Source organism: Streptomyces sp. 6-11-2 (genome assembly GCF_006540305.1).
GTDB lineage: Bacteria > Actinomycetota > Actinomycetes > Streptomycetales > Streptomycetaceae > Streptomyces.
Genome location: NZ_BJOR01000001.1, coordinates 2,200,286 through 2,212,046 on the forward strand (window position 1 = coordinate 2,200,286; position 11,761 = coordinate 2,212,046).

An 11,761-nucleotide genomic window follows, 5' to 3' on the forward strand; every position below is an offset into this window, starting at 1 on the left:
AGCCTCTCGCCGCTCCCTCCCCGGACGCTGCCCTGCGGGGTGCCGGGCTGTCCAGATGGCCACCACGGTCCGGTGGAAGCGGTGCACGGCGTCCTCGACGCTGCGGATGAAGCCGGACGGGGCGTTGCCCGGACGACCCGGTTCACGGCCTGGCGGCGGGGAACACGGAGAAGGTTTCGGCCGGAGCGGCCGCCGGTCACCGGTCACCGGTCTCGGATCTTTACCGGCCTGGGCCGTCCGACAAACCGCGGAGGAACCCGATGTGCCGTCTGTTCGGACTCAGCAGCGCGCCGCGACGCACCCGCGCCACCTTCTGGCTGCTGGAGGCCCCTGACAGTCTCAGCCGGCAGAGTCACCGCGATCCGGACGGCACCGGGCTGGGGTACTTCGACGCGGACGGCACCCCGCGGGTCGACAAGGCGCCGATCGCCGCCTACCGGGACCGCGCGTTCGCCGAGGACGCCCGGCAGGTGGAGTCCGCCACCTTCCTCGCCCATGTGCGGTTCGCCTCGACCGGCAGCCTGGACGCCCGCAACACGCACCCCTTCGAACAGGAAGGTCGGCTGTTCGCGCACAACGGTGTCGTCGAGGGCCTCGACGCGCTCGACGACCACCTGGGCGAGGACCGGTCACTGGTCAGGGGCGACACCGACTCGGAGCGGTTCTTCGCCCTCGTCACCCGGGAGACCCGCGCGCACGGCGACGACGTCACCACCGGCATCGCGCGGGCCGCGCGCTGGATCGCCGAGCACCTGCCCCTCTACGCCCTCAACCTGGTCCTCGTCACCCCCGACCAGCTGTGGGCGCTGCGTTACCCCGGCACCCACGAGCTGTACGTCCTCGAACGCGCGGCGGGCGGTCAGTACGGCACCCGGCACCTCGACCACAGCGGCAGTCACGGGCGGATGCGCGTCCACTCCGAGGCCCTGGCCGGGCATCCGGCCGTCGTCGTCGCCAGCGAGCGCATGGACGACCACCCCGGCTGGCGCCTGCTGGAAGCGGGCGAGCTGCTCCACGTCGGCGCCGACCTGCGCACCGCCCGCCACCTCGTGCTGACCGAGCCGCCGGCACACCCGCTCACCCTCGACGACCTGCGCCCCGACGCCGCCGCCTCGCAGAAGGCCGCCTAGTGCTGTGACCGGAAAGGTTCACCGGCTCGCGACGCCCGGCACGGCACTCCCCCAGCCTTCGGCCGGGGGTACCCCCACGCCGCGTAGTCGCATCACCCGAGTACATCCAGTACGCGGGCAATGCTCCGCCTTGCGATGCTCCCCCACTGCCTGAAGGGCGTGGGAGGTGCCCCCAGCACCGGACGCAGCGAGCTTCCCGGCAAACCTTCCCGGCCACAGCACTAGGCCGCCCAGGCCCCTCTCCTGAGCGCGTTCCTACGACGTGCTCCGGGCCTCCACGAACCGGCGCTGCCCGTCCAGCACCAGGCTCCGGAGGCGTCCGGGTCGCACACCCTCGTAGTCCATCCACGCATCGAGGCGGGGGCGCAGATACCACACCATGAACAGCCCGTGGCGGCGCAGCGCCGAGCGATTGATCGAGATCTCCGCCTGCACCTCTCGCCGGAGATCGTCGGTCCAGCCCTGCGCGCGGTCCGACTCCTCCAGAGGAGCCCTGAGAGCGGCGACCGCCTCGTCGAGGGCCACGAGCAAGGTGGCGTCGGGATCCGCCATCGTCACGTCAACTCCCTTTGGCGAGGGCGCGATTGCCCCAACTGAACCATCTCACAGGCCGGTTGACGCCCTGCTGTGACACTGCTGTGACGGGCGGAGTGGCCCGCCTCACAGCCGGAGTGATCCAGGGCCTGGTGGGGTGGTCGGAACACGTCGTCGGGTACGTGTCGCGCTCGTCGGAGAGGTGCGGCGCCCCTCGTGCAAGGAGGTGCAGGGCATGCTGCTCGTGGGTATCGCCGTCTTCCTCATCTGTGCCGTCGGTGCGCTGATCGCGCTGGCCGGGACGCTCGTGGTGGCGCTGCCGGGGCGGCCCCTGCCGTGGCCGGTGCACCTGATGCGCCGCGCCGCGCTGGCGGCCGGCCTCGCGGCCGCGGCCGTCTATTCACTGGGGTTCTTCGCCGTCGCGGTGTCCGAGCACGAGTTCGGCGACGGCGCGGACTCGATACCGGCTCCGGCCTGTCGCGACGGTTTCGGCAGCGAGGTCCGCCGGCACCTCACCCACCATCAGTCCTCCTATCTGCCGCTGCGTTTCGACTGCTTCCTCGACGACGGCACCTTCTATCCGAGCAACCCCGACTACGGCTGGATGAACTGGGCGAGCCTGTCCCTCGCGCTGTCCGGTGTGCTGCTCGCCGTCGGCGCGCGCTGTGCGGCCGATTTCCGGCAGGCCGCGGCATGACGCTGCTCGTGGTCTTCGTGGTGCTTGTGACAGGTCCGGCGATGGTTCCGGGCGCGAGCGTGGCGGGGCCCGGGAGTCGTATCCAGCTCCCGGGCCCCTGGGGATGCCACCCAGTTCGCACGCCGGTGGTGCTCAAGAGTGCGGATCAGTCGTCAGGCCGTCGTGTTCTTCCTTTGAACTACCGCACCGTGTGAGAGGTGCAGGCGAGAGTCGAACTCGCATCCGGCGGCGGTCGTCCGTACTCGGTCGTCCGGCGATCGGTGGCGAATGCTGAAGCTGGAGCGAGAGTCTGAGATTGATCGCGGCTTCCCGGAGGAAACCGGCTGATTCAGGCTGAGCCTCAGTTTCAGCTTGCGCCCAGGGCGCGAACCGGTCCTCAATCCGGCCCGCGCCGCTCGCGCACCCCCGCGCTCGCACGCGGGGGCGATCAGGGGGGCTGCCCTGGTCCGGCCTCAGCCGAACAGGTAGCCGAACACCGCGTCGCCGACCCGTCGGTCGGCGACCTCGGCGCCATTGGCCTCCTCGCGGGCGAACTTCACCGCCTGCTGGAGCTTCTCCACCCGCTCCAGCAGTTCGTTCACCCGCCGTGCGGGGAAGGCTCCGGAGAACTTCACCGTGGTCCAGTAACCGATCGGCACGTCCTCGTAGTACACCTCGACCTGGGCCGGGTGCTTCTCGGTCGCCTCCGCCTTGACGTGGTTGCGCGGGACCTTCTTCGTGCGGATCGTGCGCACCGGGTCCGTCTTCCACCAGTCCGTCGACGGGTCCAGCGACCACGACTCGGCCGCGTCCAGGACGGGGAGCTTCTTGACGAAGGAGTGCAGGTCCGTGAGCTGCTTCTCCAGGAACAGCAGGTAGGAGACGGGGACTTCGGCGAGGATCGTCCGGCCGTCGACCGTGACGTCCGCGCAAGCCGTGCGGTTGGCCCAGTCCTTCGTCGCGGTCACGTCGAACAGGCGCGTCAGCGACCCCGACATCTCGCGCAGGATCTCCTCGGCCTTGACCTGCACCCGCGTCGACTCGGGCGGCAGCTGCTCGCCCTCCTCGTCCTTCGGCTGGTACGTGCGCGAGATTCCGGCGAGCAGAGCGGGCTTCTGCACCTTGTGGTGAGCCGCGTTGACGTCCTGGAGCGACTTGCTCTTGACGCCCTTCTCCACGGCGATGATCTGGTTGAGCTTCGTCACATCTCCCCCTTCGAGCAGCAGCAACATAACCCGGCGGGGGTTCGGAGTTCGCGCGCTTTTTCGCCCGCCGCGCGGGCCGGGCACCGCCGGTCGACGTGCCGCGCGTCACACACCGTCATCCTGGCGGCGGGCGTGACCTGCCGCACACCACCACCGGACACCCCGCCCAACTCACGGTGACGGGACGGGCCTCGTGCGGCGGGAGCCGGGCGGGGCCCGTCCTCACGCGGTGCGCTTGCGGGAGGCCGTCTTCTTCGCCGGGGTCTTCTTCGCCGTGCTCTTGGCGGTCGACGCGGTCTTCTTCGCGGACCGCGACGACTGCGCCGCCTTGGACGTGGACTTCTTCGCGGCGGCCGCCGTCTTCTTCGCCGCGGTCTTCTTGGCGGCGGGAGCCGGCTTCCCGGCGGTGGTCCTCTTGGCCGCGGCGCCGGCCCGCTTGCCACGCGGGAGATGCCTGACCTCGGCCTCCTCGGCCTCCTTCGCCGGCTCCCCGGCCGCCTCCTCCTCCACTTCCTCGCCCCTGGACCGCTTGGCCGCGCGCACGCTCTTCTCCAGGGCGGCCATCAGGTCGAGGACCTTCCCGCCGGGGGCAGGCTCGGGGGCCTCGGGGGGCGCCTCGCCCGCGGTCTTGGCGGCGATGACCTCCTCCAGCGCCTCGCGGTACTCGTCGTGGAGGTCCTGGATGTCGACCTCGCCCAGGGTGTCCATGAGGGCGTCGGCGAGGTCCAGTTCCTTGTCGCGGACGGTGACGTCGACGTCCGGGGCCACGCCCTGGGGGACGCGGATCTCGTCGGGCCAGAGCAGGCCGTGCATGGCGATGACGTCGTCGACCACGCGGAGCATGCCCAGGCGCTCGCGGCCGCGCAGGGCGAACTTCGCGATCGCCACCTTCTGGCTGCGCTTGAGGGCCTCGCGCAGCAGGGTGTACGGCTTGGCGGCGGGGGCGCCGCTCGCGGCCAGGTAGTACGCGTTCTCCATCTGGAGCGGGTCGATCCGGTCGGCCGGGACGAAGGCCACGATGTCGATCGTCTTCGCGGTGGGCAACGGCAGGTGGGCCAGGTCCTCGTCGGTGATCGGGATGATGCTGCCGTCCGCGTCCTCGTAGGCCTTGCCGATCTCCGCCTGGGTGACCTCGCGATCCTCCAGTTCGCACACCTTGCGGTAGCGGATGCGGCCGCCGTCCTCGGTGTGGATCTGGCGGAAGGAGATGGTGTGGCTCTCGGTCGCGTTCACGAGCTTGATCGGGATGCTGACCAGGCCGAACGAGATGGCGCCGTTCCAAATGGATCGCACGTGCAGAACCTTCCGGATGGATCAGTACGAACTGCGTGACCTGTCTGAGCTGCCTGTTCCGCTTGGTCTGTTTCTCATGGTTCAAGTAGTTTCCATGGTTTTCTTATCGTATGGCGCCGATCACGGAGGTGGAGGGGCGACGGCTCGCGCTCAGCAACCTGGACAAGGTGCTGTATCCCGCGAGCGGGTTCACCAAGGGGGAGGTGCTGCACTACTACGCGACGGCCGCCGACGCGCTGCTGCCCCATCTGCGGGACCGGCCGGTGTCCTTCCTGCGGTACCCGGACGGGCCGGACGGGCAGGTGTTCTTCGCCAAGAACGTGCCGCCGGGTACGCCCGAGTGGGTGACGACGACCGAGGTGCCGAGGTCGGCGGGGGCGGCCCGGATGGTCCTCGTGCAGGATCTGCCGAGTCTGATGTGGGCGGCCAACCTGGTGACCGAGTTCCACACCCCGCAGTGGCTGGCCGAGGCACCCGAGGAGGCCGACCGGCTGGTGTTCGACCTGGACCCCGGGGCGCCGGCGAGTGTCGTGGACTGCTGCCGGGTGGCGTTGTGGCTGCGGGAGCGGCTGGCCGAGGACGGGATCGAGGCGCACGCGAAGACGTCCGGATCGAAGGGGCTGCATCTGCTGGCCGCGGTACGGGGGGCTTCGAGCGCGCGGACGTCCGAGTACGCGAAGGGGCTCGCCGTGGAGGCGGAGCGTGCCATGCCCGATCTGGTGCTGCACCGGATGACGCGGAGTCTGCGCCCGGGGAAGGTGTTCGTCGACTGGAGTCAGAACGCGGCGCGGAAGACCACGGCGGCGCCCTACACGCTGCGGGCCCGCCGGGAGCCGGCGGTCTCGGCGCCGGTCACGTGGGAGGAGGTGGCGGGGTGCCGGGCGCCGGGGCGGCTGGAGTTCCGGGCGCGCGACATCGTGCCCCGTCTGCGGGACCACGGTGACCTGCTGGCCCCCCTGCTGGACCCTGGGCGCGCGGCCGCGCTGCCGTGAGAGGAAACCGCCGTCCGGTCACACCACTCGGGCGGCACCCGGCCGTCCGGTCACACCCGCTGGGGCGGCACCCGGCCGTCCGGTCTCACCGCTCGGGGGAACCAGGTCATCCGGTCACACCCGCTCGGCTCGGCCGCCGGGTCACACCCGCTCCCACGTCCTGCGGTCCCTCGCCATCGCGTGGAGTGCTTCCACGTCCGCCGGTTTCAGCAGGGCGCCCAGGCGGGTCAGGTTCCCCAGGTCGGCAGGTTCCAGGACGCGTACGCCCCTGGGCCGGGCGGTGACGCGGAGGGCGGCCGGGTCCGTCAGGACCAGGAGGGGGCGCACCTCGGCCGTCAGGGCGTAGGAGGCCCGGTCGGCCCGGCCGCGGAGGTCGCGCAGGAGGGGGGCGGGGTCGTGCCGGCCGAGGGCGACCATCGGGTCGTCGATGCGGACGCGCTGCTTGCGGGCGTACAGGGCGTGGACGGCGAAGAGGCCGCCGGGGCCGATGACCAGGTGGTGGATGCGGTCGCCGCCGGGCAGCGGGACGGAGTGGAGGGCGTGCCAGCCGGCGCCGTCGAGGTGGTCCAGGGCCTCGCCCACCGTCTGCTCGGCGGTCAGGGCGCGGCGGCGCGGGTCCGGGCGGATGCGGTGAGCGGGGGCGGGCTCGCGGTCCAGCGCGATCAGCAGCGCCTCGCCGGGGCGGTTGGGGGCCAGGTCGTCGTCCGGGTGCAGACTCAGGCGGGCGAGTTCGGCGGGGGTGGGCACAGGGGGCGGGCCCACCGCCACCGGGCCGGTGAGGAAGGGGCCCAGGGCCTGGAGCACGTCCTCCTGCTCGCCCTCGCTGAGGAGGTTGACCCGGGCGGCCTCACGGTCGTACCAGGCGATGTTCCTGCCGTCGGGCCGGCAGACGTACAGCCGTTCCTGTCCATGGCGCCAGGTCGGTATGACGCGCAGTCCGCGGTGTCCGCTCATGCACCATCACCCCCACGACCATGGGAACAGGCGGGGTGCTCCCGGGGCAAGAACTTGGCTACCTTGAGAGAGCCTGCCGTCGGACGCCCGACGCCGCCAGGCGGGCGGGAGCCCGAGGACGGGCTCCGATGGGGAGGGGGAGTTGGGGAGGCGCCGTTGCGAACCCACAGGAAGCAGCCCGACGTACCGGCTCCGGACAGCCCGTGGAGCGAGATCGTGCCCGGCATGTGGATGGGCGGGCACGAGTTCAGGACGCACTCCGGGCAACTGGAACTCGCCGTCGTGCGCGATGAGTTCGATCTTGTGCAGACCCTGCTCAGGCTGCCGGGACACGGGCCCGACCCGGGTGTCGAGCACCATGTGTGGCCGATACCCGACGGGCCGCTGGACGGGACGCAGCTCACCGGGGTGATGCGGCTGGCCCGGGCCGCCTGTGACGCGGTGGACCAGGACCGCCGGGTCCTCGTGCGCTGCTACTCCGGTTACAACCGCTCGGGGCTGGTGATCGCGCACGCGCTGGTCCGCCAGGGACGCTCCGCCGAGGAGGCGATCCGGCTGATCCGTGCCCGCCGCTCCCCCTGGGCGCTGCACAACGATCTGTTCGTCGACTATCTGCGGACGGGCCTGTCGACGGCACGGCTGCTGGAGGAGCTGGCCGAGTAACCGTTTCACCGAAGATGCGCTCCGACCGGCGGCCGCCCGCGGCCCCCCAGGGGAAACGAAAGCCCGTGAGCAAAAGGGACTTCCATACGAAACGAATAGGGTGTACGAGGCTGTTACCCGCGCCGTTCCCTCTCCCCAGCTCTCCTCCAGCCACCGGAGAAACGTGTACCGCAGACGCTCCGCCCTGGTCGCCGCCCTCGCCACCCTGCTGACGGCGACGACGGCTGCCTGCGGCGACGCGGGCGGGCTGCGCGGCGCGGGACCCACGCCGACCGCGGTCAGCCCGGCCCGGCTGTGGCCCTCGCTGCGCCCGGCGGCCAGCCCCGCCTGGCCCTACGACGAGATACAGATCGAGACGGTCAAGGGCGTCACCGCTCCCGGCGACGACATCCACGCGGTCGACCCGGTGGCCGTCGTACGGGCCGAGGTGGCCGCGCATCCGGACGCCTACACGAGCGCCAGGGCGCCGTACCAGGACACGGCCGACCGGCTCGCCGAGTGCGGCCGGGGGGAGGACCCGTCGCGGTGTCCCGTCATGCGGGCGTACTACCGGGACCTCACCGGTGACGGGCACGACGACATGGCACTGGGCTTCCGGCTGTACCCGACCAACCAGACCGCGGTGCGCGTCTACACCTTCGAGGGGCACCGGCTGCAGCAGGTGTTCGCCAACGACGACGCGGTGATCGGCGTGGAGCTGGCCGGACGGGCCGTGATCATCCGCTCGCCGGCCGGGATCGCCGGGTACGAGTACCGCACCACGTGGTCCTGGGACCCGGAGCAGCGGGCGATGGTGTTCTCGCGCGACGAGTTCCTGCGCACCGGCCGGCACCGGCCCACGCACGCGCGTACCCACTCGCCCCTCGCCGCCTCCCCGCTCCCGCCCACCCGCGCGCCCTCCCCCGCTCCCTCACCCGTCCCCTCCTCCCCCGCCCCCTCCTCCTCCGCGGGCGTGCGATGAGGGTCGCGCTGCCCCGGTGGGCCGGGACGCTCGCGGTGAAGTCCGCGGCCTTCATCACGGTGATGTGCTGCGCGCTCGCCGCGCTGCTCGGCGTTCTCGTGCACGTCTCGGTGACCGACCAGACCGTGGGACAGGCACGCACTCTCGCCCTGTCCCGGCTGAAGGACGCCACGACCGCGTTCGAGTCGGGCGACACGCTGCTGCCGGGCGCCGGCGTCGACCCCGAGGGCCTGCCGGAGCGACTGCGGCGGCTGGCGGCGAGCGGACAGCGCGGCACGATGGTCGACATGCACCACGGGCGCCCCACGATGTGGGCGGCCGGGCCCGCCGACCGGGGGCGGACGCTGGCCGTGGCGGTCGACTACTCGCAGCAGGCCCGCACCATCGACGCGCTGGACCAGTCCATCCTGTGGTCGTCGTTGCTCGCGATCGGGGCGACCCTGCTGGTCGGCGCGTTCGCGGTGACCCGGGTGACCCGGCGGCTGCACGCCACCGCGCGCGTGGCCCGGCGGATCAGCGCGGGCGACCTGGACGCGCGCGTGCACGACCCCCTGACGCGGGACGCGTCCCGCCCGCACGACGAGGTGGCCGCGGTCGCCGCGGCGCTGGACTCCATGGCGTCGTCGCTCCAGGGCAAGCTGCTGGCCGAGCAGCGGTTCACCGCGGACGTGGCGCACGAGTTGCGCACCCCGCTGACCGGGCTGCACGCGGCGGCCGAACTGCTGCCGCCGGGCCGCCCCACCGAACTGGTGCGCGACCGGGTGGCCGCGCTGCGCACGCTCACCGAGGACCTGCTGGAGATCTCCCGGCTGGACACCGGGCGGGAGCTGCCGGTCCTGGACACCGGGTACCTCGGCTCGGTGGCCGAGCGAGCGGTGCGGGCGGCGAGCGCGGCGGGGGCCGCCGCCGGGACGGACACGCGGGTCAGGGTCGTACGGGACGTGTACGTGGAGACCGACCGGCGGCGGCTGGAGCGGGTGCTGGGCAACCTCGTGGCCAACGCGCACAGCCACGGCCGGCCGCCGGTGGTGCTGACCGTGGACGGGCCGGTGGTCACCGTGCGGGACCACGGCGACGGCTACCCGGAGTACCTCGTGGCGCACGGCCCCCAGCGCTTCCGTACGGAGGGCGGCGCGACCGGGCACGGGCTCGGGCTGACCATCGCCCTGGGCCAGGCGGAGGTGCTGGGTGCCCGGCTGGAGTTCGCCAACGCGCCGGAGGGCGGGGCGGTGGCGACACTGACGCTTCCTCAGGAGCCGCCCGCGCCTTCGGGGCCGGACGCGGCCGGCGGCACCGTCCGGGATGACGCGGGACCGGCTGACACCGCGTCCAGGTGACCCGTCCCAGGGCGAGCCCGGCCCAGCGCCGGGTGACGCCTTCTCAGTCGGCTGCGCCCTGATGGCTCAGTGTGACGGGCCTCCGGGACACGGCACTCCTAATGTGGCGGTTAGTCAGATTCGCCCGTCCTCGAAGGGCGTCGCCGCCTCAGGTGGAGGTACTGCATGTCCCCGCTCTCCCCCCTCACCCGACTGGCCGTGGCGGCCGCCACCGGCGCCCTCCTCTCCACGGTCGCCGCGGCACCCGCCGCCGCCGACGACGGCGGCCGGAGCGGTCACCGGACGGCGGCCGCCCAGCACAGCACGCCACCCCGGCCGAGCACGGCCGGACAGGAAGACGGCACCCCCGACCACCGCCACCCGCGCTCCTACCGGGGCGTCGTCACGGCCCGCGGCGGGCTCGCCCTGCGCACCCACCCCGACCGCGACAGCAGGGTGCTCCAGGTGGCACGGCCGGGCCGGCTCGTGTGGATCCACTGCAAGACGCTGGGCCCGCGGGTGAACGGCAACCGCGTGTGGTACCTGCTCTCGGACGGCATCTGGGCGTGGGGCTCGGCGCGCCACATCGCCAACGTCGGGCCCTCGCCGCGCTGGTGCTGACACCCAGGGCGGACAAGCCGCTCCTTTTGAGTAGGTTCCGGACATGACCCAGGCCGGAACCGCCGTGGCAGCGACTGCCCCGTCCGCGCCCGCCGACCGCCTCCCCCGGCGCCGCGGCGTCGAACTCTTCCTCATCGTCCTCGCCGTCCTGCTGCCGGTGTGCGGCTACTGCGCCGTCGGCCTGGCGAGGAACGGCGCCGTCCCGCCCGGCGCCGCAGGATACGGCGCCGGGCTCGGCGTACTCGCGCTGGTCGCGCACATCGCGGTGCGCCTGCGCGCGCCGTACGCCGACCCGCTGCTCCTGCCCATCGCCGTACTGCTCAACGGGCTGGGCCTGGTGCTGATCTACCGGCTTGACCTGGAGACACCGGGCGACGAGGCCGCGCCCGCCCAACTGGTGTGGTCCACGCTGGGCGTGGGGCTGTTCATCCTGGTGGTGCTGGTGCTGCGCGACCACCGGTGGCTCCAGCGCTACGCCTACCTCGGTGTCGCCAGCGCGCTCGCCCTGCTCACGATGCCGATCCTCTTCCCCGCCGTCAACGGCGCCCGCATCTGGATCCGGGTGGGCGAGCTCTCCATCCAGCCGGGCGAGTTCGCGAAGGTGCTGCTCGCGGTGTTCTTCGCCGCGTACCTGGCCGCCAACCGCGGCGCGCTGGCGTACAGCGGCCGCCGGGTGTGGCGGCTGCAACTGCCCACCGGCCGGGTGCTGGGGCCGGTGGTCACGGTCTGGCTGCTGAGCGTCTGCGTACTGGTTCTGGAACGCGACCTCGGCACCTCGCTGCTGTTCTTCGGGCTGTTCGTCGTCATGCTGTACGTGGCCACCGGCCGCATCGGCTGGATCGCGGTCGGGGTGCTCCTCGCGACGGCCGGCGCGGTCGCCGTCGGCTCGCTGGAGCCGCACGTGCACAGCCGGTTCGAGGAGTGGCTGCACCCGTTCGCGTCCATCGAGGCCGGTCAGGGGCCCGGCCAGGTGGCCCAGTCGCTGTTCTCCTTCGCGGCGGGCGGGGTGACCGGCACCGGGCTGGGCCTCGGTCACTCGATCCTCGTCGGCTTCGCCGTCAAGTCGGACTTCATCCTGGCCACCGCCGGGGAGGAACTGGGTCTGGCCGGGCTGTCCGCGGTCTTCCTGCTGTACGCGCTGTTCGTCGAGCGCGGCTACCGGGCCGGCCTCGCCCTGCGCGACCCCTTCGGCCGGCTGCTCGCGACCGGGCTCGCCTCGCTCATGGCGCTCCAGGTGTTCGTGATCGCGGGCGGGGTGACCGGCCTGATCCCGCTGACCGGACTGGCGATGCCGTTCCTGGCGCAGGGCGGCTCGTCGGTCGTGACCAACTGGACGATCGTCGCGCTGCTGATCCGGGTGAGCCATGTGGCGCGCCGGGACTACGACGGGACGGTGGCCCCGTGACCCGTGAGGAG

12 protein-coding genes are annotated in these 11,761 nt (G+C 72.4%); 8 read left to right on the plus strand and 4 right to left on the minus strand.

The genetic code is table 11. The features are described from left to right. Positions 1-260 precede the first annotated feature (260 nt). Complete coding sequence (locus TNCT6_RS09130) at positions 261-1,130, plus strand: class II glutamine amidotransferase (RefSeq protein WP_141358400.1); 870 nt, start codon at positions 261-263, stop codon at positions 1,128-1,130. Between the two features lie 255 nt (positions 1,131-1,385). Here the strand turns inward: TNCT6_RS09130 and TNCT6_RS09135 are convergent, their stop codons facing one another. Next, positions 1,386-1,682 (minus strand): hypothetical protein, encoded by a 297-nt coding sequence (locus TNCT6_RS09135; protein WP_141358402.1) that lies wholly within the window; start codon positions 1,680-1,682, stop codon positions 1,386-1,388. A 217-nt stretch (positions 1,683-1,899) separates the two neighbouring features. Between TNCT6_RS09135 and TNCT6_RS09140 the strand changes: the two genes are divergently transcribed. Continuing rightward, the gene (locus TNCT6_RS09140; RefSeq protein ID WP_141358404.1) at positions 1,900-2,361 is read left to right on the plus strand and encodes a hypothetical protein; all 462 of its coding nucleotides are present in this window, start codon (positions 1,900-1,902) and stop codon (positions 2,359-2,361) included. 452 nt (positions 2,362-2,813) lie between these two features. Here TNCT6_RS09140 and TNCT6_RS09145 read toward each other — a convergent pair whose 3' ends face one another. Then, on the minus strand, positions 2,814-3,545 hold the full coding sequence (locus TNCT6_RS09145; RefSeq protein WP_141358406.1) for a hypothetical protein: 732 nt from the start codon (positions 3,543-3,545) through the stop codon (positions 2,814-2,816). 222 nt (positions 3,546-3,767) lie between these two features. Further along, a complete protein-coding gene (locus TNCT6_RS09150) occupies positions 3,768-4,838 on the minus strand; it encodes a Ku protein (RefSeq protein ID WP_141358408.1) in 1,071 nt (356 codons plus the stop codon). A gap of 110 nt (positions 4,839-4,948) precedes the next feature. On the opposite strand from TNCT6_RS09150, the gene ligD reads away from it, so the two are divergent. Beyond that, positions 4,949-5,830, plus strand: a complete 882-nt coding sequence (gene ligD / locus TNCT6_RS09155; RefSeq protein ID WP_141358410.1) for a non-homologous end-joining DNA ligase — start codon at positions 4,949-4,951, stop codon at positions 5,828-5,830. A 141-nt stretch (positions 5,831-5,971) separates the two neighbouring features. On the opposite strand, the gene TNCT6_RS09160 is transcribed toward ligD, so the two are convergent. After that, entirely contained in the window at positions 5,972-6,784 is an 813-nt protein-coding gene (locus TNCT6_RS09160) for a nuclease-related domain-containing protein (protein ID WP_141358412.1), read from the minus strand. 156 nt (positions 6,785-6,940) lie between these two features. Here TNCT6_RS09160 and TNCT6_RS09165 point away from each other — a divergent pair, with 156 nt between their 5' ends. The 5 genes from TNCT6_RS09165 (at position 6,941) to TNCT6_RS09185 (ending at position 11,750) form a co-directional block, all read left to right on the plus strand. After that, the gene (locus TNCT6_RS09165; protein ID WP_141358414.1) at positions 6,941-7,447 is read left to right on the plus strand and encodes a dual specificity protein phosphatase family protein; all 507 of its coding nucleotides are present in this window, start codon (positions 6,941-6,943) and stop codon (positions 7,445-7,447) included. Between the two features lie 163 nt (positions 7,448-7,610). After that, entirely contained in the window at positions 7,611-8,408 is a 798-nt protein-coding gene (locus TNCT6_RS09170) for a hypothetical protein (RefSeq protein ID WP_141358416.1), read from the plus strand. After that, complete coding sequence (locus TNCT6_RS09175) at positions 8,405-9,745, plus strand: HAMP domain-containing sensor histidine kinase (RefSeq protein ID WP_141358418.1); 1,341 nt, start codon at positions 8,405-8,407, stop codon at positions 9,743-9,745. Before TNCT6_RS09170 ends, TNCT6_RS09175 begins: the two co-directional genes overlap by 4 nt. A 165-nt stretch (positions 9,746-9,910) precedes the next feature. Continuing rightward, a complete protein-coding gene (locus TNCT6_RS09180; protein WP_141358420.1) occupies positions 9,911-10,345 on the plus strand; it encodes an SH3 domain-containing protein in 435 nt (144 codons plus the stop codon). Positions 10,346-10,388: 43 nt separating this feature from the next. Beyond that, positions 10,389-11,750: an FtsW/RodA/SpoVE family cell cycle protein gene (locus TNCT6_RS09185; RefSeq protein ID WP_141358422.1), complete on the plus strand. Its 1,362-nt coding sequence runs from the start codon at positions 10,389-10,391 to the stop codon at positions 11,748-11,750. Positions 11,751-11,761 lie beyond the last annotated feature (11 nt).